Source organism: Cupriavidus sp. 01T418, assembly GCF_056398885.1.
This window is the reverse complement of the sequence record NZ_JBFTQG010000069.1, coordinates 1-22,961: the sequence shown is the minus strand read 5'-3', so window position 1 is coordinate 22,961 and position 22,961 is coordinate 1. Positions and strand designations below refer to the sequence as shown.

At 64.4% G+C, this 22,961-nt stretch carries 22 protein-coding genes and 3 pseudogenes; 18 read left to right on the top strand and 7 right to left on the bottom strand.

Annotated elements, in window-relative coordinates:
• A pseudogene (locus AC1DQ3_RS34320) lies at positions 1-224 on the bottom strand (hypothetical protein); the annotation flags it as partial.
• Between the two features lie 470 nt (positions 225-694).
• On the opposite strand from AC1DQ3_RS34320, the gene AC1DQ3_RS34315 reads away from it, so the two are divergent.
• The 4 genes from AC1DQ3_RS34315 to AC1DQ3_RS34300 all read left to right on the top strand — a co-directional run bounded on the left by AC1DQ3_RS34315 (position 695) and on the right by AC1DQ3_RS34300 (position 3,001).
• Positions 695-928 (top strand): hypothetical protein, encoded by a 234-nt coding sequence (locus AC1DQ3_RS34315; protein WP_477124555.1) that lies wholly within the window; start codon positions 695-697, stop codon positions 926-928.
• A gap of 553 nt (positions 929-1,481) precedes the next feature.
• Positions 1,482-1,910 (top strand): ElaB/YgaM/YqjD family protein, encoded by a 429-nt coding sequence (locus tag AC1DQ3_RS34310; protein ID WP_477124554.1) that lies wholly within the window; start codon positions 1,482-1,484, stop codon positions 1,908-1,910.
• Positions 1,911-2,134: 224 nt separating this feature from the next.
• Entirely contained in the window at positions 2,135-2,716 is a 582-nt protein-coding gene (locus AC1DQ3_RS34305; protein WP_477124553.1) for a hypothetical protein, read from the top strand.
• A gap of 81 nt (positions 2,717-2,797) precedes the next feature.
• A complete protein-coding gene (locus AC1DQ3_RS34300; protein WP_477124552.1) occupies positions 2,798-3,001 on the top strand; it encodes a CsbD family protein in 204 nt (67 codons plus the stop codon).
• 144 nt (positions 3,002-3,145) lie between these two features.
• Here the strand turns inward: AC1DQ3_RS34300 and AC1DQ3_RS34295 are convergent, their stop codons facing one another.
• Positions 3,146-3,643 carry a DUF421 domain-containing protein gene (locus AC1DQ3_RS34295; RefSeq protein ID WP_477124551.1) on the bottom strand — a complete coding sequence of 166 codons (498 nt, stop codon included), beginning with the start codon at positions 3,641-3,643 and terminating at the stop codon, positions 3,146-3,148.
• Between the two features lie 471 nt (positions 3,644-4,114).
• Here AC1DQ3_RS34295 and AC1DQ3_RS34290 point away from each other — a divergent pair, with 471 nt between their 5' ends.
• Complete coding sequence (locus AC1DQ3_RS34290) at positions 4,115-5,203, top strand: BON domain-containing protein (protein ID WP_477124550.1); 1,089 nt, start codon at positions 4,115-4,117, stop codon at positions 5,201-5,203.
• 179 nt (positions 5,204-5,382) lie between these two features.
• Here AC1DQ3_RS34290 and AC1DQ3_RS34285 read toward each other — a convergent pair whose 3' ends face one another.
• Both AC1DQ3_RS34285 and AC1DQ3_RS34280 read right to left on the bottom strand, forming a co-directional pair.
• Positions 5,383-6,174, bottom strand: coding sequence for a DUF6675 family protein (locus AC1DQ3_RS34285; RefSeq protein WP_477124549.1), 792 nt, complete (start codon positions 6,172-6,174; stop codon positions 5,383-5,385).
• Positions 6,175-6,251: 77 nt separating this feature from the next.
• A complete protein-coding gene (locus AC1DQ3_RS34280; RefSeq protein WP_477124548.1) occupies positions 6,252-6,707 on the bottom strand; it encodes a PA2169 family four-helix-bundle protein in 456 nt (151 codons plus the stop codon).
• A gap of 365 nt (positions 6,708-7,072) precedes the next feature.
• Here AC1DQ3_RS34280 and atzF point away from each other — a divergent pair, with 365 nt between their 5' ends.
• The 12 genes and pseudogenes from atzF to AC1DQ3_RS34220 all read left to right on the top strand — a co-directional run bounded on the left by atzF (position 7,073) and on the right by AC1DQ3_RS34220 (position 19,597).
• Positions 7,073-8,962, top strand: a complete 1,890-nt coding sequence (gene atzF, locus AC1DQ3_RS34275; RefSeq protein WP_477124547.1) for an allophanate hydrolase — start codon at positions 7,073-7,075, stop codon at positions 8,960-8,962.
• A 61-nt stretch (positions 8,963-9,023) separates the two neighbouring features.
• On the top strand, positions 9,024-10,121 hold the full coding sequence (locus tag AC1DQ3_RS34270) for a BMP family ABC transporter substrate-binding protein (RefSeq protein ID WP_477124546.1): 1,098 nt from the start codon (positions 9,024-9,026) through the stop codon (positions 10,119-10,121).
• Between the two features lie 52 nt (positions 10,122-10,173).
• Entirely contained in the window at positions 10,174-11,289 is a 1,116-nt protein-coding gene (locus AC1DQ3_RS34265) for an ABC transporter permease (protein ID WP_477124545.1), read from the top strand.
• Positions 11,282-12,214: an ABC transporter permease gene (locus tag AC1DQ3_RS34260; protein ID WP_477124544.1), complete on the top strand. Its 933-nt coding sequence runs from the start codon at positions 11,282-11,284 to the stop codon at positions 12,212-12,214. The genes AC1DQ3_RS34265 and AC1DQ3_RS34260 overlap by 8 nt, the downstream gene beginning before the upstream one ends.
• Before the next feature lie 78 nt (positions 12,215-12,292).
• Positions 12,293-13,006: a biuret amidohydrolase gene (gene biuH, locus AC1DQ3_RS34255; RefSeq protein WP_477124543.1), complete on the top strand. Its 714-nt coding sequence runs from the start codon at positions 12,293-12,295 to the stop codon at positions 13,004-13,006.
• Between the two features lie 45 nt (positions 13,007-13,051).
• Positions 13,052-14,662 carry an ABC transporter ATP-binding protein gene (locus AC1DQ3_RS34250; protein WP_477124542.1) on the top strand — a complete coding sequence of 537 codons (1,611 nt, stop codon included), beginning with the start codon at positions 13,052-13,054 and terminating at the stop codon, positions 14,660-14,662.
• Between the two features lie 72 nt (positions 14,663-14,734).
• A pseudogene (locus AC1DQ3_RS34245) lies at positions 14,735-15,403 on the top strand (cysteine hydrolase family protein); the annotation flags it as partial.
• Between the two features lie 72 nt (positions 15,404-15,475).
• Positions 15,476-15,865, top strand: a complete 390-nt coding sequence (gene hpxZ / locus AC1DQ3_RS34240) for an oxalurate catabolism protein HpxZ (protein ID WP_477124556.1) — start codon at positions 15,476-15,478, stop codon at positions 15,863-15,865.
• 54 nt (positions 15,866-15,919) lie between these two features.
• On the top strand, positions 15,920-16,612 hold the full coding sequence (locus AC1DQ3_RS34235; RefSeq protein ID WP_477124541.1) for a GntR family transcriptional regulator: 693 nt from the start codon (positions 15,920-15,922) through the stop codon (positions 16,610-16,612).
• Between the two features lie 382 nt (positions 16,613-16,994).
• Positions 16,995-17,987 carry an ABC transporter substrate-binding protein gene (locus tag AC1DQ3_RS34230; RefSeq protein WP_477124540.1) on the top strand — a complete coding sequence of 331 codons (993 nt, stop codon included), beginning with the start codon at positions 16,995-16,997 and terminating at the stop codon, positions 17,985-17,987.
• Position 17,988: 1 nt separating this feature from the next.
• Positions 17,989-18,753 carry an ABC transporter permease gene (locus AC1DQ3_RS34225; RefSeq protein ID WP_477124539.1) on the top strand — a complete coding sequence of 255 codons (765 nt, stop codon included), beginning with the start codon at positions 17,989-17,991 and terminating at the stop codon, positions 18,751-18,753.
• Positions 18,754-18,763: 10 nt separating this feature from the next.
• On the top strand, positions 18,764-19,597 hold the full coding sequence (locus AC1DQ3_RS34220; protein WP_477124538.1) for an ABC transporter ATP-binding protein: 834 nt from the start codon (positions 18,764-18,766) through the stop codon (positions 19,595-19,597).
• 280 nt (positions 19,598-19,877) lie between these two features.
• Here AC1DQ3_RS34220 and AC1DQ3_RS34215 read toward each other — a convergent pair whose 3' ends face one another.
• From AC1DQ3_RS34215 to AC1DQ3_RS34205, 3 genes are read right to left on the bottom strand one after another with little or no spacing between them, the layout of a single operon-like run.
• Positions 19,878-20,582, bottom strand: a complete 705-nt coding sequence (locus AC1DQ3_RS34215) for an RES family NAD+ phosphorylase (protein WP_477124537.1) — start codon at positions 20,580-20,582, stop codon at positions 19,878-19,880.
• Entirely contained in the window at positions 20,582-21,205 is a 624-nt protein-coding gene (locus tag AC1DQ3_RS34210; protein WP_477124536.1) for a hypothetical protein, read from the bottom strand. The genes AC1DQ3_RS34215 and AC1DQ3_RS34210 overlap by 1 nt, the downstream gene beginning before the upstream one ends.
• A 10-nt stretch (positions 21,206-21,215) precedes the next feature.
• Positions 21,216-21,836: a single-stranded DNA-binding protein gene (locus tag AC1DQ3_RS34205; RefSeq protein WP_477124535.1), complete on the bottom strand. Its 621-nt coding sequence runs from the start codon at positions 21,834-21,836 to the stop codon at positions 21,216-21,218.
• A gap of 214 nt (positions 21,837-22,050) precedes the next feature.
• On the opposite strand from AC1DQ3_RS34205, the pseudogene AC1DQ3_RS34200 reads away from it, so the two are divergent.
• Positions 22,051-22,801: pseudogene (locus AC1DQ3_RS34200) on the top strand (IS5 family transposase).
• The last annotated feature ends 160 nt before the right edge of the window (positions 22,802-22,961 follow it).

The following is a 22,961-nucleotide window of genomic DNA, read 5'->3' as shown; positions in this document are numbered from 1 at the left end:
GGCGCGGCATCGACCGCGCGTTTGAGCACATAAGTCCAGCTCTGGATGGCATTGAGCGACGAGCGCAGGTCATGGGCGGACTGTTCGATCAGTGCGCCGACCTCGACCACGCTGCGCACCCCGGGTGCAGTCACCGCTGCCTGCCGATCAGCCGTAGCGGTGCTACAGGCGGGAAAATCATCGGATGTGTCCGGCTTGGCGGACGGCGACGGTTGCTGCATCATTGCTCTCGGCCAGGTTACCTGCTGGGCGTAATAATGCAGTACTCATGCAAAAAGCGTGCTGCGCGGCGACGGCACACCGCGATCGCGCTGGCGTCACGCGGTGGGCCCGTCCACGCTGGCCGGAGCGGTCTGCGGCGCCGGTCAGTCCGGTACCGCGGAGCCCCGGCCGGCCACCAAACGCAAGCACGCCTGAGCTGAGCCGAAGGCTCGCCTCTCACGCAAGGAGAACCCATCGTCGACGTCGTGCCAGGGCGCGAAGCAGCGGTGAACTGCCGTGCATGTCACGCCCCGCTGCGCTGTGATGTGTGTAACTCGGAGCAGGAATTTGTAATTCCGACCTGCGCACGAACGAAGCCAGGGCGCTTCCGCACGCTGACATGCGCTGTCCGAGGCAACAGAGGAGCGTCGAGGCTGGCACGCCGATTGCTGCTACGGTGTTGCGGCAAGCCCGCCGCGTCATGGAGACAGAAATGGGACAGCAACAGCAGCAACCCGGCCAATCGCAATCGGGCCAGAAGCAACAGGACCAGTCGCAATCCGGCCAACGCGGCGGCCAGCAAGGTAGCGACCAGGACAAGAAGCAGCAAGGTGGCGGCCAGACGGGCAACCAGGAAAAGGGCCACGGCCAGCAAGAGCAAGAAGGCCGCGGTGGCTCGCAACAGGGTGGTCAACAGGGCCATCAAGGGGGCCAGCGCCAACCGTAAAAACGGCAGCAACATGCGGTGCTGCCTTGACGCATGCCGGAGATCGGCGAGCCGGGACTTCGTGCTACGGAGTGCCGGTTTTTTTCTTGAGGTTCGTTCATTGGGATGATTGCGGGTGTGCGGTTTCTAGATGGGCTGTTGGTTCCTATTTGCGCCCAAGGCCCCCACCAATGAGCCCAATATCCCCGACCCACAACGTCAAGGCCGCGTTGTTGATGGCCGCGCTTCAGCGGCCTCCGGCCGAGGGAGGAATTACAAGGTCGGTAATTTTCTATGCCGTGCGCGAGGCAAGGTTGCTGGATTTGCCACGCGGGCTTGGCTCTGACCGCATCACGGATGCCCCCGTTGCTCCCCGCGGACTACCCGATCGACGATGCCTTGCGGGCAGAGCGCGCTCCACCTGGGTAATGACGCATTCATGGCATGAAACATGCGCAGTGCCTGTACCTGGCCTGCGCCGACGAGGAGCAGGCGGACGACCCGCCGGTACCTCGCGCCGTGCCCGGCGCGCGATGACCTCAGGCCGAACGATCGATTCTCAGGAGCACGACGAATGGAAACGCAAGGCAATACCCAATCCTCCGTCCAGAACGAATCGCCGGGCCTCGCCGGCAAGTTCAGCACGGCAACCACAAACATCCTGGATGCTGCCAAAGACGCCGGCAAACAGGTCGGCGCGGTCGCACGCGGCGAAGCCTACGGCCTGAAGCAGGAGCTCGACGACCTGATCAGCCGCATTCCCACCCTATCCGGGGCTGCCCTGAGCGAGGCCAAGGAAGAATTCCTGAGCAAGATGTACGCGACCAGGGATGCCGCAAAGGGCGTGTCGGAAAATGTGCGCCTGCAAATCTCCCGGCGAGCCGAGGACACCGCCGCCTATGTCAAGGAACAGCCGCTGCGGTCCATGGGCATGGCGGTCGGAGTCGGCATTATCCTGGGCCTGTTGATGGCCAACCGGGGTGGCGGCCGGGGCTCGGACTAGCGCAGATGGCGCGCGGCGGCGCAAGGCCAAGGTTGGCGCTTGGTCGGCACGTCGTGTTCGATGCGTCGGAATTGTCTTACGCGGCTTTCGGAGCCAGACCCCTGCTTGCGGGCGCGGTAGATGCGTAATCTGTACATACGATGTGGGCAAAGGCGGGCGCCCGAGGCAGTCGCCGACAGCGAGACCGCCCTCCACAATATTTCGCAGCTGAAAAGGAGCACGATATGATGAAGTCATGGCTGACCGCAGCAGTATGTTCGATGATGTTTGCCGGCCCTGCCGCCTTCACGCTGGCGCATGCCGCGCCGGCAGGATCCAAAGCAGACTATGACGCGGCCGTGAAAACCGCCAACGCCAACTACAAGGCTGCGCGCGCCCAGTGTGACAGCCTCAAGGGCAATGCGAAAGACGTCTGCGTGAAGGAAGCCAAGCGCGATGAGGACGTGGCCAAGGCCAACGCCGAAGCCGCGTTCGACGGCACCGCCAAGGCACGCGCCAAGGCGGACAAGGTCAAGGCCGATGCCGACTACAGCGTGGCCAAGGAGAAGTGCGATGGCCTCAAGGGCAATGACAAGGATGTGTGCGTGAAGGAGGCCAAGGCTGCTCACGAACAAGCCGTGGGCTCGGCCAAGGTCGAGAAGGCTGCCGCCACCGGCACCAGTACCGACGTGGCTGAAGCGCGCGCCGATGCCAGGAAGGACAGTGTGGACGCCGCCTACAAGGCCGACAAGGAAAAGTGCGATGCCATGTCCGGCGATGCCAAGAGCAAGTGCCAGGCCGACGTGAAGACCAAGTACGCCAAGTAAGCGCCAGGTAAGTTGCCTTCGCATGTGCTGGCCCGGCACGCCGGGCCAGCATTTCACCCATCCACGAGAGAGGAAACGACCATGAATTGGGATCAGATCGCTGGAAAGTGGGATCAGGCCAAGGGCAAGGTCAAGGAAAAGTGGGGCGAGCTCACCGACGACGACCTTGCCCGGATCCAGGGCAAGCGCGACCAGCTCGCCGGCCTGATCCAGGAGCGCTATGGTTATACCAAGGAGCGCTCGGAAGAGGAATTGAAGGCGTGGGAGCGCGACATACGCTGGTAAAACGGAAGGCTCTGATGAGAATCGGAGCGAACACACCTGGCGACACCCATTGAACCCGGCGCGCTCGCGAATATGCGATAGCGGCAACCTCGGTCGAGGCGCGCCGTAAGGATGTCACGATGATCTGCACCGTGCGCGAACGAGCTACGTCTCTTCGTTCCGTCGGATGATGCTCACCTCCCCATTACGTTCGAGGATTGCCGCGACCACGCTCGACATGGTGCAGGCCCCGAGTGTCTGGCGGACGCATTCCTGAATATCGGTTTCCGTGATCAGCGCCGCGGTCATTTCGCGTTCGTTGAACTGGCCATTCCGGTAGACTTCCCGTTCGACGCCCACGACCAGCCGCTCCAGCGGGCGACAGTACAGGCATGCCCATGCCAGCAGACGGTGCAGGATAACGATCACGGATGACGCAACCATCGTGGCGAAAAACGGGGATGCACCGACGATTGCCCGGCTCAGGGTTGCGCCCAGCAGAATGACCACCACATAATCAAATGGCGCCCGCTGGCCGAACGAGCGGCGCCCGGACAGGCGGATCAGTACAAGGGCAACAAAGAACACGACCAGGGCCCGCATCCCCATCTGCAGCACATCGAGGCTCTTTCCTTCGCCGAACAGTGCAACGACGGCATTCATATCGCTCTCCTATGAAATGACTCCGCAAGAGGTCCATGCCTTCACGTACTTTCGGGTGGACACCGGAGGGGCAGGTCCCGCTGACCACGAGCGCGACTTCCTGATCCACCACCGTCCAGGGCCTGTTTAGGGCCTGTGAATTTCCTAGCAACGTTTTGACCAGGAGGTCGCATCCGGTTCACCAGCACGCTACCGCAGGCGCGCCAGGGCAATGTGCTGATCATCGAGTCCGAACAGGCTCACGTCACGCTGTCATGTGGGATATCGCGCCATTTCCATTGAAGGAGGCTACCTGCAATCCTTACAACCTCTGCAAGGGTTGCATAGACCCACGGCCTCGGTGCCGCGACAGGACCGTGGCGCCGCACGGTACGAATCTTGCCATTTCCTCATTACCCGCCAGCGGGCCGCGCGCCTCTTTCGCATCGGCATCCGCACATGGCGCCAAACTCACATTATCAGGAATTCAGCATGAGCTACTACCATGACGAACTCGAACGCCGCCAGGCGCGGGATGACGACTGGCAGCCTGAATCCGAGCCCGAGCGCTGGCAGGCGCAGCGCCGGCGTCAGCAGATGACCCCGGGCCAGACCAGCTACGGTGGCCCCGCCCGCCCGCCGGAAGGCTACAGCGAACAGTACGGTGCGGGGCGGTATCCCAAACGGCCGTCGGGGCGAGGCTATGCAAACCGTTACGGCAGCCGCGACGCGTATCGCGATGGCAGCGGCTACGGTAGCCGGGAAGACGGCCGCTATGCTCGTCGCGAAGAAGGCCGCGAGCTGGGCCGTTCAAGTGGCAGCTACGGCAGCAACTTGCGCTATGGCCTGAACGGCGGTTACGGCAGGGAACGCACCGCTGAGTGGGGCGATCCCCAGGTGTGGCAGCGCGATAACGAGTACACCGAGCGCCAGTGGCGCGAAAGCGCGGAGCGTACGCGCGAGCCGCGTGAATCGGCGCGCTCAGGCGATCACGATCCCTACTTCAGTGAACTGCGCAGCGACACCCGTTACTGGACCGACCCGAGCGACGATTGGGACGAGGGCCAGCGTTACGGCCGCAGTTATAGCCGCGAGAGCGCGCGCCGCCGCGGCTGGGAGGTCGATGACGACCGCGATAACGAGCGCGAGGATCATGGCATGCTCTACAACGTTGGCCGCCGCATCGGCGAGGCCGTGGGGGACTTGTTCGGCACCTCTAACGAGCACGAACGGGAACGCGAACGCGGGCATGAGAGCTACCTCTACCATGAGCACCATGAGCACGAACGCCACCCCGGTCCGCGTGGCTACCAGCGCAGCGACGAAAGCATCCGCGACCAGATCTGCGAGCGGCTCAGCTATGCGCGCCGCGTCGATGTCAGCGACGTCAGCGTGGACGTGAGCAACGGCGTGGTGTCGCTGTCGGGCACCGTGCGCAACCGCGGTCAGAAATACTACATCGAGGAAGTGGCCGACGATACCTACGGTGTGATTGAAGTCAACAATGACATCCGCGTGCGCCGCGAAAGTACTGGTGTGATCGGTAGCGCCGGCTCGCCGGGCAGCGCCCGGCTCGCCTGATATGCTGATGCAACCGGCTGGGCGCAATAAGGGTGGCGATTTCATGATGACTGGGCATTGGCGTCTCCTGGCGCAGGGCTCGTTTTTTGGATCGCGATGCCTCGCGCTTCAAGTCGAGCCCCCCGTCGTCACTCGCCACCGAGGACGCGAATGCCGAGCGCGCTTTCCTGCATTGAACGCTATTGCGCAGCGGGGGGAGCCCGGTCCGTTGGAATGCCTGCCAGATGCCGATAGAGGGCAATCGCCCGATTGACCAAGGATTCTTCATGGCCAGCGGCCAAAAAACTTGCACGCCGGTCGATTCGCATCAGGAGGTAGTAGGTCCAGACGTCCGACTTCCGTTCGATGAATTCGACGGTCTGCAACGTGCCTGGCTCGAACAGCGTTGTCGCGAACGCGCGTATCGGCGAGGCATTTTCCCTGCTAAGCACCATGCGATGCTCATCTCGCTCAAGGACGCGCAGACGGTAGACAACGGAGCCGGAGCGGTTGTCGTTGATCCAATAGTAGTGCTGGCTGCCCCTTGTCAGCTCGGACGCCGAAAAATCGCGACGCCGGGCTTTCGGGTCACCTTCGGAGAGCGCTGCGGCATCTAGCGCTAGCGGGTGCCATGCCTGGTCGGTCGTCGACCAGTAGCTAACGTTGCGAAGCGCGGAAATCGCTCCGGAGCGCGCCAGGAGCGATTGTAAGTCGCCCTCAAACCGAAAGCTTGTGGCGACCGCAACTACAAGTCTGGAGTTCGATGAAGCCGGCCAACCCGTGCAAGCGGGCGGGACCCAGCGGAGCCTTTTGAGATCTGCCGCTCGCCAACTCGCAATCGCCGGCGATTTCTCGGGCGTGGAATAGACCGGTGAAGCGTCCGCGCCACAAGGCGGAATGGGACCGGGGTCGAGGGCCTCGGAGAGAATTGGCATGACGACCAAGGCGACCGCCAGCGCTGCTCGCACGGGTTTCATTTGGTTGGAAAGCATGCAGGGCTGCGCCGGCGGACAGCAGGATGCCTCACCCCGCAGTTTGCCGTGGCGCGCTTACCTCCTCAGGCGTGGCGTCAGGCCTCACCCGCGCGATAGCGGTCGCGCAGGTCGCGGATCTGGTCGTGGTTGCGCAGCACCCCCTGGTACTGGCGCTCCACCAGCGCGCGAATGTCGAGGCTCAGTTCCGTTTCCTGTAGCGCTTCGGCGTACTTTTTCTTGGCCACGTCCTCGCCCTTTTCGGCTTCCTCCAGGATGGCAAGGTCGTTGCGATCAGCCACCGCGGTGCGCAGGCTGAYCCAGCCGCGATGCAGCGCGCCGGTCACGCTGCCATGCTCCTCCGGCTTGCCGCCGAGCGCTGCCACATGGGCCTGGAGGTCCGACACCGCCACGGCGATCTCGGCGGCACGGCTGGAAAACAGCGACTTCAGTTCGGGGTTCTGCGCATCTTCGGCTGCCTTGAGAAAGCCTTGCTGGCCGTCACGCGAAACTTCAATCAGGTCGTTTAGTACGGAAATATTCTTGTCAGACATTGTCAGCTCCTAGCAAAGAGGGATGCAGAACAGAATGGCGCCGTGAAGACGACATGCGCGCGCCGTACCGGCCCCTCAACAGTACAAATGCGCGCGTTCGCATGCTGTAGGGAGATTGCGCGAGTGCTTGTCGGCGCCTGCCTACAGCAACGGCACGGCGTGTTATCCAGATAAATGATCCACTCCTCGAGCTTGCCAAAGAGCTTGACCTCCTGTGAAACCAATCGAGCATGCACGCAAACTGCGCGCGCAGGGTGGCCACATCGGCGGCGAGCGCGGCCTGCAGGGTGGCGTCGGACGACGTGGGTGCGCTGGCATTTTTTTTGCATATTTGAATCCAACTTGTATCCAAGGTTGTATTCAAGATGAACTTATCGGCTGATTTGCACCAATTTGGCGTCAATGCCTTGCTCCGTGCGTACCGAGGTGGTGCGCTTTTGCCAAGCTCATGCATTGAAGTGGTGCTGAGGCGCATCGAGGCGTCCACGCGGCCAGAGGCGTGGATCTTCCGCGTGGCCGCGCCCAGGTTGCGAACACGGGCAAAGGAACTGGATGCCTTGCTGGCCGCGGAAGGCCCCGCGGTGTTGGACAGGCTGCCGCTGTTCGGCGTGCCATTCGCGGTCAAGGACAACATCGACGTCGCCGGCTTGCCCACCACTGCGGCCTGCCCCGAGTTCGCTTATGTGCCGCAGCGATCGGCGTTCGCGGTTGACCGCTTGCTGGAGGCGGGCGCGCTGCTTGTCGGCAAGACCAACCTCGACCAGTTCGCCACCGGGCTGGTGGGCGCGCGTTCGCCATACGGGGCGGTGCGCCAGGTGGAGTTTGACCAGTACATCGCGGGCGGGTCGAGTTCGGGCTCGGCGGTAGCGGTCGCGGCGGACTGCGTGGCGTTTTCACTGGGCACGGATACTGCCGGCTCGGGGCGGGTGCCCGCCGGCCTCAACGGGCTGGTGGGACTCAAGCCGACCCGGGGCCTGGTCAGCACACGCGGCGTGCTGCCGGCCTGCCGCAGCCTGGATTGCGTCTCCATCTTCGCGCACGATGTGAGCGACGCCTGGATGGTGCTGCAACAACTTGCCGCACAGGATGATGAAGATCCTTATTCGCGTGCGGTGCCAATGGGCGGCATTGTGCCCGGCAAACCACGCATCGGTTTGATCGACACGCTGGAATTCTGCGGCGACACGCTGGCGCGCGACGCCTTCGCTGCCGCGCTCGAGCGCATCCTGCCTGCGCTGGCGGGTAGCAGGGTCGATGTGCCCTTCGCGCCGTTTGCGCAAACCACGGCCCTGCTTTATCACGGCCCTTGGATTGCGGAGCGCCGCGCTGCACTCGGCGCCTTCTTTGACGACCATCCCGAGGCGATCCATCCGGTGGTGCGCGAGATCATCGCGCAGGCCGACGGCAAGAGCGCAGTTGACGCCTTCTCCGGCCAATATGAGCTGGCCAGCCTGAAGCGGCAGGTCGATACGCTGTTCACACGAATGGACGTGCTGATGGTGCCCACCACGCCCACCCACCCGACGCTTGCCGAACTCGAGGCGCAACCGATCGCCGTCAACACGGCGCTAGGAACCTATACCAACTTCGTCAATCTGCTCGACCTGGCGGCACTGTCGGTGCCTTGCTGCAAGCGTGCAGACGGATTGCCGGCCGGTATCACGCTGATTGGGCCAGCCGGCTCCGATCACTACCTCGCCGTGCTCGGCGCCACGATCCAGGCGCTGTTTTTCGCGCCGCAGGAGGCGGAGGCGACCATCGCGCGCCAGCCGCTGCCCTTCCAGGAGTCCACCGTGATGCTGTGTGTGGTCGGCGCGCATTTGCGCTCCCAGCCGCTGAACTGGCAGCTGCTCGCAGCGGGTGCGCGCTTTGTCGAGCCCACACGGACCACGGCCGACTACCGGCTTTATGCCTTGGCGGGCACCAGCCCCGCCAAGCCTGGGCTGATCCGCGTCGGCCCAGGTGAGCGCCCCGGCGCGGCCATCGACGTGGAGCTTTGGGAACTGCCAACGCGCACCTTCGGGCAATTCGTCGCCGACATTCCATCGCCGCTGGGCATCGGCACCGTGCAGCTCGCCGACGGGCGGCAGGTCAAGGGGTTCATCTGCGAAGCCGCCGCGGTCTACAGCAGCGCCCATCTTTCGCCAGAACTGGCGAGCGACATCACCGTCCATGGCGGATGGCTCGCCCACCTGGCCGCACAGGCCGCCAATACGCCCCCTGTGGCCCAGCCTGGCAAGGCGCAGGCGACATGACCCCATGCATGAACCCATCACGCCACACCGATCACCCAGCCAATCACCAAGGAATCCAATCATGACGAATCGCCGCGCCTTCCTCAAGACCGCCGGAGCCTTCTCGCTCGGCACCGCGCTGCCCTTCGACCTGGCCTTCGCCGCCGACAAGCTCACCGTCGGTGTGATCTATGTCGGCGCGCGCAACGACTACGGCTACAACCAGGCGCAGGCCAATGCCGCAGCCATCATCAAGAAGCTGCCCAACGTCAAGGTGATCGAGGAAGAAAAGGTCCCCGAAACGGTGGCCGTGCAGAAGACCATCGAGGCGATGATCCAGCAGGACGGCGCCTCGCTGATCTTCGCCACCTCGTTCGGCTACTTCGATCCGCATGTGCTGAAGATGGCGGCCAAGTATCCGAAGGTGCGGCTGGCGCATTGCGGCGGCCTGTGGAAGCCCGGCAACCCCGCCAATATCGCCAGCTTCTTCGGCTATATCGACGAGTGCCAGTACCTGAACGGCGTCGTCGCCGGCCATATGAGCAAGAGCAAGAAGCTCGGCTTCGTCGCCGCCAAGCCCATCCCACAGGTGCTGCGCAATATCAATGCGTTCACGCTGGGCGCGCAGTCGGTCGACCCCGGCATCACCACGCGTGTGATCTTCACCGGCGACTGGTCGATGCCGGTCAAGGAGGCAGAGGCAGCCAACAGCCTGATCGACCGGGGCTGCGATGTCCTGACCTGCCACGTCGACGGACCCAAGGTGGTGGTCGAGACCGCCGAGAAGCGGGGCGTGATGAGTTGCGGGTACCACGCCAGCCAGGCGCCGCTGGCGCCCAAAGGCTACCTGACCGGCGCCGAGTGGGACTGGGCGACCCCGTACCAGACCCTGGTGTCCGAAGCGCAGAACGGCAAGCCCCTCACCAACTTCCTGCGTGGCGGCCTGAAGGAAGGCTTCGTCAAGATGTCGCCCTACGGCGGCGCGGTATCGGCTGCCGCCAGGAAGAAAGCGGACGATGCCAAGGCCCAGATGCTGGCCGGCAATTTCACCATCTTCAAGGGACCGCTCAAGGACAACAAGGGAGGCGTCGCGGTGGCGGCCGGCACAAGCCACGCACAGACCGATGTTGCGCTCGAGGGCATGAACTACCTCGTGGCGGGTGTGATAGGGCAAGCCTGATGGTCGCGAGCACACCGTATTGCGCGTCCCGGCGCTGTCACAGGAGTCCCTGATGTTGCCCCATCCCCGCACCGCACGCTGGCTGTTGCCCCTGCTGCCTGCCTTGCCGACCGCGGCAGCCCTGGCCTGCACATTGACGCTGTTCGCCCTGTTCCTGCTGTTCCAGGGCGCGCCGTCGGGCGAGGCGATCGGCTTGATTTTCCAGGGCGCCTTCGGCTCCGCCTTTGCCTGGCAGAACACCTTGCAGCGCGCAGCGCCTCTGATGCTTACCGCGCTGTGCATGGCCCTGCCCGCCCGGGTCGGCCTGATCGTCATTGGTGGCGAGGGCGCGCTGGCGCTCGGTGGCCTTGCGGCAGCGATGGCGCCGCAGTTGCTGCCTGCCGGCCTGGCATGGCAGTTCGCTCTGCCGCTGATGGCGCTGGCCGGCATGGTTGCCGGCGCCCTGTGGATTGGCGCCGTCGGCGCCCTGAGGCAGTGGCGCGGCGTCAACGAGACCATCGGCAGCCTGCTGATGTCCTACATCGCCATTGCGTTGTTCAAGCATCTGGTCGAGGGGCCGCTACGCGACCCCGCCAGCCTGAACAAGCCCTCGACCCTGCCCTTGCCCGACGCCCTGATGATCGGCCCGCTGCCCGGCATGGAAGTGCATTGGGGCCTGGTGTGGGGCGCGGCGGCCTGCATCGCTGCGTGGCTCATGATCGCGCACAGCGTGCCCGGCTTCGCCATGGGAGTCGTCGGCGGCAATATTCGCGCCGCGCGGCTGGTCGGGCTGCCGGTCAATCGCCTGGCCGTCGCTGCCTGCGCACTCGGCGGCGCGGCGGCGGGCCTGGCCGGCATGTTCGAGGTGGCCGCGGTACAGGGCAGTGCCAATGCTGCGCTGCTGGCCGGCTACGGCTACAGCGGCATCCTGGTGGCGTTTGCCGCGCGTCAGAATCCGCTGGCGATCGTCGTCTGTGCGTTGCTGATCGGCGGCATCGAGGCCAGCGGCGGCCTGTTGCAGCGCCGCCTCGATTTGCCCGACGCGACTACGCTGCTGTTGCAGGGTCTCCTGTTCGCCAACCTGCTGGCATGGGAGGCGCTGGGCGGCCGCATCACCGCGTGGCGGCTGGCGCTGCAAGCCAGCGCCAACGCCGGCGCGACACTGGAAGGGGAGCCGGGCCATGCCTGAAGCCATTGGGAATTCCGCGGTCGCCACCGTGCTGCTGGCGCTGCTGTCCGGTGCGATTCGCGTCGGCACGCCCTATTTGTTCGTCAGCCTGGGCGAGTGCCTCACGGAGAAGGCTGGCCGGGTCAACCTCGGCCTGGAGGGCATCCTTGTCTGCGGGGCAATGAGCGGTTACGCGGTCGCGTATCTGAGCGGGTCACCCTGGCTCGGCGTGGTGGCCGCCGCGCTGGCCGGCTTGATGCTGGGCGTTGTGCACGGCCTGGTGTGCTCGCTGCCGCGCGTGTCGGATATCGCCTTCGGCATCGCCCTGATGCTGCTCGGGACCGGCCTGGCCTTCTACCTGGGCAAGCCCTATATCGAGCCGCAGGCGCCCATGCTGGGATGGCTGGACCTCGGCGCCTGGAGTGACAACACCGCCCTGCACTACGCACTGCGCGTCAATGTGCTGTTCATCGCCGGCGTGATGCTGGCGCTGGTGCTCCAGTGGGGCATGCGCAACACAAGCTGGGGTCTCGCACTGCGGCTGGTCGGCGAGCACGCCGAAACAGCACGGGCCATGGGCTATGCGGCCACGCGCATCCGCGTGGCCGCGACCGGCCTGGGAGGTGCTCTCGCCGGCATCGGCGGTGCCTACCTCTCGCTGGTCTATCCGGGCAGCTGGAACGAAGGCCTTTCCAGCGGCCAGGGATTGATGGCGGTCGCCCTGGTGATCTTCGCGCGCTGGCAGCCGCTGCGCTGCCTGTGGGCAGCGCTGCTTTTCGGCGCCGCCGGCGCGATCGGCCCGGCGCTGCAGGCGATCGGCATCACCAGCGGCTACCACCTGTACAACGCCGCGCCTTATGTCCTGACGCTGGCAATCATGATCATCAATTGCCGCCCCGACCGAACCCTTGCGGGAGCCCCCGGCGAGTTGAGTCTCAACCGCTGACGTGGCTGCCGACTTCGAGTTTGACATCCGCCCGGCGACCGCCACTTCGCCAGCGCGCCAACGAAACAGGAAATCATCATGACACGCTATATCGACGCCAAACCTTACGCCTGGCCCTACAACGGCGAACTCCATCCTCGCAATACCGCGCTGGTCGTGATCGACATGCAAACCGATTTCTGCGGATTCGGCGGCTATGTCGACAAGATGGGCTACGACCTGTCGCTCACGCGCGCGCCGATCTCTCCGATCCAGGGAGTGCTGGCAGCCATGCGCGACAAGGGATTCACCATCATCCATACCCGCGAAGGCCACCGCCCCGACTTGTCTGACCTCCCGGCCAACAAGCGCTGGCGCAGCCGGCAGATCGGCACCAGCAGCATCGGCATCGGCGACCCGGGCCCTTGCGGACGCATCCTGGTGCGCGGTGAGCCGGGGTGGCAGATCATCGACGAGCTTGCACCATTGCCCGGGGAGATCGTCGTCGACAAGCCCGGCAAGGGCTCCTTCTGCGCCACTGACCTGGAACTGATCCTGCGCACCAAGGGCATTGACAACCTGGTGCTGACCGGCATCACCACCGACGTCTGCGTGCACACGACGATGCGCGAGGCCAACGACCGCGGTTTCGAATGCGTGATCCTGGCCGACTGCTGCGGTGCGACCGACGCCGGCAACCATCGCGCCGCCCTGCACATGGTGACCATGCAAGGCGGGGTGTTCGGCGCGGTCTCCGATTCGGCATCGTTGCTGGCCGGGCTCGCTGCATTGCCGGCGCAAGCCGCGGCTTAAGCGCTGATGCAGGGGCAGGACCGCAATACGAGCGAGGTGGGCAAGATGCAAACAAAAGGTATCGAGGTCGTTGGAGCCAGCAAATCATTTGGCGAATTCCGCGCGCTCGACGACGTATCGATCAAGGTCGCGCCAGGCACGGTGCACGCGCTCCTTGGCGAGAACGGCGCCGGCAAGAGCACGCTGGTCAAGGGACTGGTTGGCTATGGCGCGCTTGATCAGGGCCAGATCCTCTTTGGCGGCCGCGAAGCCAGCATCCAGACGCCACGCGACGCCCAAGCACTCGGCATCGGCATGGTCTATCAGCATTTCACGGTGGCGCCCGGCCTGAGTGTGGAAGAAAACCTGCTGCTGGCGCGCGGAAGACTGCGCTGGCGCCTGGACTGGAACGCCGAGCGCCGCGCGCTGGCCGCCTTCATGCGCGGCATGCCGTTCGCGCTGCCGCTCGACAAGCCGGTCGCCGCGCTTGCCGCCGGCGAGAAGCAGAAGCTGGAGATCCTGAAGCAGTTGTATCTGCGGCAGCGCTTTCTGATCCTGGACGAGCCCACTTCGGTTCTGACGCCGCAGGAGGCCGAACAGGTGCTGGGCCTGATGCGCAGCATGGCGCGCCGCGGCGACTTGACCGTGCTGATGATCACCCACAAGTTTCACGAGGTGATGGCTTACGCCGATGAGGTTACCGTGCTGCGCAAGGGCAGGAATGCGGGCAGTAGCCCCGTGGCTGCGACCTACCCGCGACAGCTCGCCGCCTGGATGATGGGAGCGGAACGCGAAGCGGTGCCTGCCGACCTGTCGGCTGTGCCCGGCGACATCCAGCGCCCGCGCCGGGCGTCGCTAGCGGCCGACATCCCGGCGCGGCTGCAGGTGCAGGATTTGACGGTGCGCAACGACAAGGGCGTGATCGCGGTGGACCGTGTCAGCCTCACCGTGCGCCCGGGCGAGATCGTCGGGCTGGCGGGCATTTCCGGCAACGGGCAGAAGGAACTGATGGAAGCCCTGCTTGGCCAGCGCCGGCCGGTCGGTGGCTTGATCGCCGTGTCAGGTCGGCCGTACCGTGCCAGCCGCCGTGAAATGACGGCCAGCCGGGTTGCGGCAATTCCGGAGGAACCGCTCAAGAACGCTTGTATCGCGTCAATGAGCGTGGCCGGGAACCTGGCGCTGCGCGACTTCGATCGCGCGCCAATGTCGCGCGGCTGGCGCATCGATCGGCGCGCCATGCACGCCCGCGCCGAGGGCCTGATCACCGCGTTCAACGTCAGGCCACCCGCGCCGCAGCGGCCTGTCAGCACGCTGTCCGGTGGCAATGTGCAACGTGCAGTGCTGGCGCGCGAGCTGAGCGCGCCGGTGGATCTGTTGATGGTCGCCAACCCGGTGTTCGGACTTGACTTCGCTTCCGTGGCCGATATTCATGCCCGCCTGGTGGCGGCGCGCGACGCTGGCACGGCGGTGCTGCTGGTCAGCGAAGACCTGGACGAACTGCTGGAGCTGGCCGATCGCATCCTGGTGATGACCGCCGGCCGCATCGTCTTTGAAACCGACGCCGCAACCGCGCAACGCGTCGAACTCGGCCGCCATATGGCGGGCCACGGACAGCCGCTCGCGCTCGACGGGATGCTCGCCGCGCCGGCACAGCAGACGATCGGGGAATCCGCTTGATTACCAGCTTGATTACCAGCTTGATTACCAGAGGCTACACCAATCCCGGAATGACAGCAGGATACGCCAAACATGACGAAAGACATTAGCCCGGTTCTTGTTCCCGTCGTGGCTTCGCCCGAAGCCTGGGCCTTCGATCCGCAACGCACCGCCCTGCTGATCATCGATATGCAGCGCGACTTCATCGAGCCTGGCGGCTTCGGCGCAGCGCTCGGCAACGACGTCAGCCAGCTCGGCGAGATCGTTCCGGCTGTAGCGCGCCTGCTCGCGCTGGCGCGGCGCAACGGCTGGCTGGTGGTCCATACGCGCGAATCGCATCTACCCGACCTGTCCGACTGCCCGCCCGCCAAGCGGCTGCGTGGCCGTCCGCAGGCGCGCATCGGCGATCGAGGACCGATGGGCCGCATCCTGGTGCGCGGCGAACCCGGTAACGCCATCATCGACGCAGTAGCGCCCGTCCCGGGCGAGATCGTCATCGACAAGCCGGGCAAGGGTGCGTTCTACGCGACCGTCCTGGACGCCGAGCTACGCGCGCGCGGCGTTACCCACCTGATCTTCGCCGGGGTAACCACCGAAGTCTGCGTGCAGACATCGATGCGCGAAGCCAATGACCGTGGCTACAGTTGCCTGCTGGTCGAGGATGCGACGGCAAGCTATTTCCCCGCCTTCAAAGCGGCCACGCTGGACATGATGCGCGCGCAGGGTGCCATTGTCGGCTGGACGGCAGCACTCGCGGCGCTTGAGCAGGCATGTGGGCAAGGCGCCAGTGCGCTGCTCTGCGCGTGCCCTGAAGCGGCCGGGACGCCGCTGGCCTTGAATCTGCCCGACGTGCTGGCCGAGGTGGGGAGCTTGTTCGCCGCCTATGAACAGGCGCTGATCGACAACGATGTGGCGGCCATGGATGCCCTGTTCTGGGAGGCGCCGCAAACGGTGCGGTATGGCATCGCCGAAGTCCTGCACGGCAGCGAGGCGATCCGCGCGTGGCGGGCACAGGCCACGCCTGTGCCCGTTTCGCGGCGCCTGCATCGCACCGTGATCACCACCTTCGGCCGCGACCATGCCACAGTCAGCACCGAATTCACGAGCGACGAGACGGACCTGCTGGGACGGCAAATGCAGACCTGGGCCCGCATCGCCCCTGCCGGCGACGCCGATCCGACCGCGGGCTGGCGCATCGTGGCCGCCCACGTGAGCCTGATCTGATGCGCGATAATCTCTCCACATGGCGGCGCTTTGCGCGCCGCGGGCCCATACACCATGACGAACAGTGCAGCCAATCCCCTTGCCGAGCAGGTCTACCAGAAGGTCAAGGGCGATATCTTCAACTTCCGACTGATGCCGGGCGATCGCTTCACGGAAACAGAAATCGCCGAACACTACGGTGTATCGCGCACGCCGATGCGCGATGCGCTCTATCGCCTGCAACGCGAAGGCTATCTCGCCGTCGGCTTCCGCCGCGGCTGGAATGTCTGCCCGATCGACTTCGTGCGGCTCGCCCAGCTCTACGACTTGCGTATCGTGCTCGAAGTCGATGCGATCGAAAAGCTCTGCCAGAGCGACCAGCCAGCACAGGGCCTGGCTGAACTGAATGCAATCTGGTATGCCGAAGGCGACGCCCGCAAGAGCGACCCGGCCGAAGTGGCGATGCTCGATGAGGCCTTTCACCGCCAGCTGGTAGCGGCCGCCGGCAATCTTGAGATGTTGCGCGTGCATAACGACGTCACCGAAAAAATCCGCTTGGTGCGCCGGCTGGACTTTCTCAAGCCAAATCGCACAACGGCCACCTATGATGAGCACGCCACCATCCTGCGCCTGATTGCGCACCGCAAGGCTGCCGAGGCTTGTATCCTCCTGCGTTCCCATATCACCCAGAGCAAGCTCGAAGTGCGCAAGATCACCCAGTCCATGCTGGCCGAGGCGAGGGAAGCGCGTAGCCCGGTTGCCAGATAGGCCCGTGGCTACCAGTGGCAGTGCGTGGACAAGGCGGTAATGCAGCCATATCGAGGAAAGCCGCGCCGAGGTTCCCAGGATCACGCTGCACCGCCAGCAGCGGGTGCGCACCGGTAGCGGGAATAGCGCCAACGGCAGCACCTGATTTGCACCACCAGCGAGCCGGCGCTCGCCGTTGTCCCCACGTTTGCGCGCGGGGTTGGGTTGCTTTGCCACGAAAGCGGCGTGCCACAGCCATGGCGCGAATGGCATGAAGCTTGCCTTTGTCAATCTTGTGTACAGACTTGCATCCAAGATGCCCCGGCGCGGTGCTGGCGCATTTTTACGTTTTTTCCTTCCTTTCGCTGTCATCCACCTCTTCCTCTTTGTCCGTGAGCACGCCATGACCGATTCCCGCTTCAATCCCCGTCGCCGGCAGGCACTGCTGCAAGGCCTGGCCACAGGCGCCATGCTGGCTGCGCCGGCCATCGTGCGCGCGCAGACGCAGAAGGTCCGCCTCGGCTTCTGGCCCATCGCCGGCGGCATTCCGCTGTATGCGGGCATCGGGACCGGGTTGTTCAAGCAGGCCGGGCTGGAGGTGGAGGCCGTGAAGTTCGCCAGCGCCCAACAGGTGGTGGAGGCCATGATCGCAGGGCGCATCGAGGGCTCGGCCAACGGCACCGCCTCCGCGGCGCTCGGCCTGGGCGAGATTACGTCACCGGGGCTGTGCAAGATCTTCGCCGCCAATCCGTCCAACGCCATGCTGCTGCTGGACGAAGTGCTGGTGGCGAAAGACAGCCCGTACAAGCGCATCGCCGACCTCAAGGGCAAGCGCATCGGCTGCGGCCCCGGCATCCAGAACGTGACGCTGGCCAAGGTCATCTTCGAGAAGAACGGCTACACCGACGTGAAGCCGATCGAGTTGCCGGTGGGCCAGCACGTGGCCGCGCTCGCGGCCGGGCAGCTTGACGCGGTCTACACGCTCGAACCGACCGGCACCGTGGGGCGCCTGAACGGCACCTGCCGCGCGCTGGAGTACGGCGTGATCTCGCGCTACGTACTGGGCAATCCCAACCTGCCGTGGTTCGGCGGCTCGGCCTCGCTGACCACCGCCTTCATCAACGCCAACCCGGAACTGGCCAAGCGCTTCATCGCCGCCTACGCTGGCGCGATCGACATGGTGCGCAAGGACCCAGTCAAGGTGCGCCCCTTCCTGAAGGGCTACACCAGCATCGACGACCAGCTCGCCAAGGAAGTGCCGCTGCCCGGCTTTACGCTATACAACGAGTTCAAGCCGGCCGATGTCGAAGCCTTCCAGAAGTTCTTCGACGTCTTCCACGAACGCAAGCTGTTCGCGCGCCGTGTGCCGGTGGCAGACATGCTCTACCGGGGCTGACATGCGCGCAACCAACCTATCGCAGCGGCTGCTGCCGCTCATCGGCCCGCTGGCGCTGCTGGCGCTGTGGCAGCTCGCGGTGTCGGCCAAATGGGTCAACCCGGTGCTACTGCCGTCCCCGGCCGCCACGCTGGGCGTGTTGTTCGCCAGCATCGCCGACGGCTCCATCAACGCAGACCTGCTGGCCACCGTGTTGCGTACCCTCTACGCCTTCGCCATCGCCGCAGTGATCGGCGTGCCGCTGGGCGTTGCGCTGGGCAGCTCGGTGCCGGCCTACCGCAGCGTGGAGTTCCTGATCGACTTCTTCCGCTCCACGCCGTCGTCGGCGCTGATCCCGCTGTTCATGCTGCTGTTCGGCTTGTCGGATGCCAACAAGATCGCCATCGCAGCCTTCGCCGCGGTGCTGCTGATCTTGTTCAATAGCGCCTATGGTGTGATGAACGCCAAGAAGACGCGCGTGCTCGCAGTGCGGGCCATGGGCGTGTCCAAGTGGCATGTGTTCAAGGACGTGCTGCTGATGGAGAGCCTGCCTCAGACCTTCGTGGGCCTGCGCACCGGCGTGTCGATGTCGCTGGTGATCGTGATCGTGTCAGAGATGTTCATCGGCTCCGACACGGGCCTTGGCCACCGTATCATCGATGCACAGCAAGTCTTCAACATCCGCAGCATGTACGCCGCCATCCTGGTCACCGGAGCGCTCGGTTACCTGCTCAACCTTGCCTTTTTCATCCTGGAAAAGCGCTTCGTTCATTGGAGTGGAAAATGAGGTCCTCATCATGAGAGTCCTGCAATCCGGGGCCGGCGTCGCCGAAGCCCCCGTCCCTTCGCCGCTGGTGGCCGCCCCCGCCGCGCGCGACGTGCACGTGACCATCCGCGGCCTGTCCAAGGCCTTCGGCGGCGTGCCGCTGTATGAGAATCTCGACCTGGACCTGCCGCGCGGCAAGATGGTCTCGGTGTTCGGGCCCAACGGCTGTGGCAAGTCCACGCTGATAAACATGGTGGCAGGCCTCTTGCCCTTCGACCGCGGCGAGGTGCTGTTCGATGGCAAGACGCTGCGCCAGACCGTGATCGGCTACGTGTTCCAGAACTACCGCGACGCGTTGCTGCCGTGGATCTCGGCACGCGACAACGTGTCGTACCCGCTGCGACGCAAGGGCATGCCCGAGGCCGATGTCAAGGCGCGCACCGACGAGTTGCTGCGCACCTTCGACGTGCGCTTCGACGTGCGCCGCCATCCGTACGAGCTGTCCGGCGGCCAGCAGCAGCTGATCTGCATCATGCGCGCACTGGCGCCGCGGCCCGAGGTGCTATTCCTCGACGAACCCTTTTCAGCGCTGGATTACGAGACCACGCTGTTCATTCGCGACAAGCTGCAGGAGGTGCAGCTGGCCGAGGGCACGACCATGGTGATCGTCTCGCACGACCTGGAAGACGCGGTGTTCCTGGCCGACCGCATCCTGCTTCTGACGCGCCGGCCCACCCGTGTGGCCGAGGAGATCGACTTCGACCTGCCGCGCCCACGCGATGCGCAGGCAGTGGCCGACCCGCGTTTCATCGCTACGCGCGCGCATGCACTGGCGGTGTTCCAGCGCGAGGTCAGGGCAAGGTAGGGCTGGCAAAGCCAGCCGGCCCAGGCGGATTCCTCCGTGATACCGAGGAGTTGCTGTTCGAGCGCGGCGTGGCATGCGCTTCGACCAACTCCTTGCGTGTCGTCATGCTTTGCCTCGTCACGTTGCGCTGCTCCCGCCGGACCATCCGACTGGTAGCAAACTACGTGAGGCAACAGGTCAGTACGGGTTGCAGTTCTGATGAGTCAATGCGCCGGCCAAAATGTTTGTCGGTAAACCGGACATCCTGCTTGACGCTATCCGGGTGCTAGCCAACTCAGCCTTACTCCAGCGAAAACCCGCCGCCAAACGGCTCCGCGTAGTTGGCGTCAGCGCGCAGGACTTCAAACTCCGGCATTTCGGCGAACCGCGTTACTTGCACTTCGACGTGGCGCCGCCACACTTCCAACGAGCCGGATTGGACAGCCAACGCCAAGTAGCTTTTATGCTTGCGCGAAGGGTAGCGGAATCCGAGCGGCGCCGCATCGCCGGAAAAGCCGGCCAGAACTTCGAGCATCCGCAGGCCAAACCACTGGCACCAGGCATGGTCGCCGTGGATCTGGTCGTAGATGCCTAGCTTGCTGAGAGCGGTCCCGTGTAGATCGAGGACCCGGATGTCCATTTGCAGTGTGAATGTAGCGATCAAGCCTTTCTTGACGACGTCTGGGGGAATATAGAACGTGCCGGGCAGCGTCAAGTCGTTGGTGCAGAAGCCGGACTCCCACAGGGCAGTCGTCAGGTCTTGGGCCGCGTACATCCAGTAGTCTGAAAAACGTTCGTCGGTTCCAGCAAGCACGGCGGGCGGGCCGAACCGGTAGGTCCGCTGGACGTACGGCGGAATGACCGCGGCGGGATGCCGGACCGCGCGGTAAACGCGCGTGCCGGCGGGCAGGAGAATCTCCGCGTCGGCCAGCGCCTGGCGCAGGAGATCCGTTGGAGGAAGGGTTAAGGCAATATGTTCGGGCGCAGCAATATTTGGCGTCGTCATCAACTGATCGAGTCCGTACTGCGCGAGGGCAGCGCGGCCAGCTGCGCGATCACCTTACCCTGCCGCTTGCTGGCGGATCGGGCAAGGTGGCCACGCTGCGCGGCGGTAAGCGCCGCACGCGATTCGAACGCCCTGCCCGCCAGCAACTCGGCCGGCGTCAGGTCGTCAAAGGCGTCGACCGGTGTCACCCAGAACGCATGGATTTCGCTGCTCGGCAGGTCTGTCATCTGGCGCAGGACTGGAGCCAGCAGCTCCGGCACTGGTGGCGCGAATTGCCAGGCCGGGAATGCACGGCCGATCGCCTTGCCGCGGGGGGTGACGCAGTAAAAGCGTGCATCCTCCACCGCGCGATATAGCGTCGCCTGCGACATGGCCACTAGGCCCTGTGCAATGACCTCCGAGGGCTTCAGGTATGACACGGCGAGTCGGCCCTCGATACCTACCGCCGGCGAACCGGGGTGCCCGAGCGTCGCCGTCAGGCACTGGCGCACGATCGTCATCACACGGGCGCGCTCGCCCGCGTCGATGGTGTGCTCAAGTTGCTCGTCGATATCGTGAACCAATTTCTCTACTAGTTGAGCGTCGGCGGCAGCGCCGGACGCGAACGAGGTGCGCGGTGTCATACCTACTCCTTCAGATGACAACAGCTGGCGGCGCGAACGCCGGATGAATGGCCGCTTCCTGATCGGCCCGCCGGCAGGACAGCAGGTGCCGCGCTGCGAACGACATGCCCCGCGACAGCAGTACCGAAAGTCGATATATGCGATCGGAATCACCCTTCAGGGCGCGAAGGCCATTGCGCAGTACGCAACGCGCCACCGACGCCAGCTTCGCCGGCACGCGACCCCGCAGCATTTCGAGCAGAAGGTGGCCGCGCGCCTCCCTTGTGACATGGCCCGATATGACGCGCAGCGCAAAATCCAGATAGCGATTGGTTGTCGCGAGTCGAATATTTGTGACCGAGTCGCCCGACGCTAGGTAACGCGTTTCGGGGTCGCCTCCAAAATTGCCCACCAGAATGACGCGGCTCCGCATCGGGTCCGCCCGCGGCGAATCGAACTCAGCTTCGATTTCGATGGCGCGAGGCCCCAACAACTGTCGGTAGTGCGCGCTCAGCGCCGCGACGTCGGCGTCGAGGACGGGCGCTTGCGCATCAGCTTTAGGGACGCCGGCTTCGCGGAGTCGTTCAAGGAGCGTATCTGGCTCGATACGCATGAGGCGGGCCAGGGCCACCACACCGGAATAGGAACACATGGGTCGTGAACGACGATGCCGTGAATGATGGCTCAATCATAACCATTTTTCTCAACTTTCTCAATTTTCTCATGGTGTCTGGCTTTAGCCATCCCCGAATAAGTCGAAGTCGCCAGTGCATGCCTCATACTGCATTTTTTCCGTGAGGCGCAACGGGTGGGCTGTTAACTTGTGAGGAAATCTGTTTACATCCTGTCTTTTGCGGAAAGGCAGGATGCCAAGGTTGATGCTCAGCGATGAACAATACGAACGGATCGCCCCCTTGCTGCCCGGCAAGGCCACGGACCCGGGTCGAACGGCGGCAGACAATCGACTGTTTGTCGAGGCCGTGCTGTGGATGGCGCGTACGGCAGCCCATGGCGCGATCTACCTGCCGATTTCGGACCTTGGAACAGTGTGTACCAGCGCTTTGCCAGATGGTCTCGGGCGCAGGTGTGGCACATGGTGTTTGCTGAGCTTGGGGGCGACGCCGACTTCGAAGAAGTCTTCATCGACAGCACCATTGTGCGTGCCCACCAGCATGCCGCCGGCGCGCCCCAAAAAAAGGCGATCAGGCGATCGGCCGCTCGCGTGGCGGATTGACCACCAAGATTCATGCACTGGTCGATGGATTGGGTATGCTCGCGCGCTTTCGCCTGACCGGCGGCCAGGCCGGGGACAGCCCCGAAGCGCTGCCTTTGCTTGACGAACTGAAGCCCACCCGTCTGGCCGCCGACAAAGCCTACGATTCGGATGCGATCCTGCAACACCTGCAGTCCGCGGGTATTCAAGCCGTCATCCCCAGTCGCGCCAATCGTCTTGAACAACGCCCCCTCGACGAGCATCTGTATGCCTCACGAAATTTGGTCGAACGCTTCTTCTGCCGCATCAAGCAATTCCGCCGCGTTGCCACGCGCTACGACAAGCTCTCCGAACGTTTCTCATCGTTCGTTGCGCTCGCCGCCGCATTCATCTGGATCTGCTGATTGTCAACAGGCCCTTCTATGAGCAGTCCCTTGTCAAGCCGTTTTGCAAACTGACTGATTGATCGATATACGAATCCTCCCTTATCGCGACAGAGCGGGTTGGCTCCGTTGCGGTGAAACACGATGGCCCGAAGCCGGGTCTTGCGCTCGTGAGAAATGA

Excerpts from the sequence above, each read along its gene's own strand:
- AC1DQ3_RS34315 (WP_477124555.1), top strand. The coding sequence starts at position 695 with ATGGGACAGCAACAGCAGCAACCCGGCCAATCGCAATCGGGCCAGAAG.
- AC1DQ3_RS34310 (WP_477124554.1), top strand. The coding sequence starts at position 1,482 with ATGGAAACGCAAGGCAATACCCAATCCTCCGTCCAGAACGAATCGCCG.
- AC1DQ3_RS34305 (WP_477124553.1), top strand. The coding sequence starts at position 2,135 with ATGATGAAGTCATGGCTGACCGCAGCAGTATGTTCGATGATGTTTGCC.
- AC1DQ3_RS34300 (WP_477124552.1), top strand. The coding sequence starts at position 2,798 with ATGAATTGGGATCAGATCGCTGGAAAGTGGGATCAGGCCAAGGGCAAG.
- AC1DQ3_RS34295 (WP_477124551.1), bottom strand. The coding sequence starts at position 3,643 with ATGAATGCCGTCGTTGCACTGTTCGGCGAAGGAAAGAGCCTCGATGTG.
- AC1DQ3_RS34290 (WP_477124550.1), top strand. The coding sequence starts at position 4,115 with ATGAGCTACTACCATGACGAACTCGAACGCCGCCAGGCGCGGGATGAC.
- AC1DQ3_RS34285 (WP_477124549.1), bottom strand. The coding sequence starts at position 6,174 with ATGCTTTCCAACCAAATGAAACCCGTGCGAGCAGCGCTGGCGGTCGCC.
- atzF (WP_477124547.1), top strand. The coding sequence starts at position 7,073 with ATGAACTTATCGGCTGATTTGCACCAATTTGGCGTCAATGCCTTGCTC.
- AC1DQ3_RS34270 (WP_477124546.1), top strand. The coding sequence starts at position 9,024 with ATGACGAATCGCCGCGCCTTCCTCAAGACCGCCGGAGCCTTCTCGCTC.
- AC1DQ3_RS34265 (WP_477124545.1), top strand. The coding sequence starts at position 10,174 with ATGTTGCCCCATCCCCGCACCGCACGCTGGCTGTTGCCCCTGCTGCCT.
- AC1DQ3_RS34260 (WP_477124544.1), top strand. The coding sequence starts at position 11,282 with ATGCCTGAAGCCATTGGGAATTCCGCGGTCGCCACCGTGCTGCTGGCG.
- biuH (WP_477124543.1), top strand. The coding sequence starts at position 12,293 with ATGACACGCTATATCGACGCCAAACCTTACGCCTGGCCCTACAACGGC.
- AC1DQ3_RS34250 (WP_477124542.1), top strand. The coding sequence starts at position 13,052 with ATGCAAACAAAAGGTATCGAGGTCGTTGGAGCCAGCAAATCATTTGGC.
- AC1DQ3_RS34235 (WP_477124541.1), top strand. The coding sequence starts at position 15,920 with ATGACGAACAGTGCAGCCAATCCCCTTGCCGAGCAGGTCTACCAGAAG.
- AC1DQ3_RS34230 (WP_477124540.1), top strand. The coding sequence starts at position 16,995 with ATGACCGATTCCCGCTTCAATCCCCGTCGCCGGCAGGCACTGCTGCAA.
- AC1DQ3_RS34225 (WP_477124539.1), top strand. The coding sequence starts at position 17,989 with ATGCGCGCAACCAACCTATCGCAGCGGCTGCTGCCGCTCATCGGCCCG.
- AC1DQ3_RS34220 (WP_477124538.1), top strand. The coding sequence starts at position 18,764 with ATGAGAGTCCTGCAATCCGGGGCCGGCGTCGCCGAAGCCCCCGTCCCT.
- AC1DQ3_RS34215 (WP_477124537.1), bottom strand. The coding sequence starts at position 20,582 with ATGACGACGCCAAATATTGCTGCGCCCGAACATATTGCCTTAACCCTT.
- AC1DQ3_RS34210 (WP_477124536.1), bottom strand. The coding sequence starts at position 21,205 with ATGACACCGCGCACCTCGTTCGCGTCCGGCGCTGCCGCCGACGCTCAA.
- AC1DQ3_RS34205 (WP_477124535.1), bottom strand. The coding sequence starts at position 21,836 with ATGTGTTCCTATTCCGGTGTGGTGGCCCTGGCCCGCCTCATGCGTATC.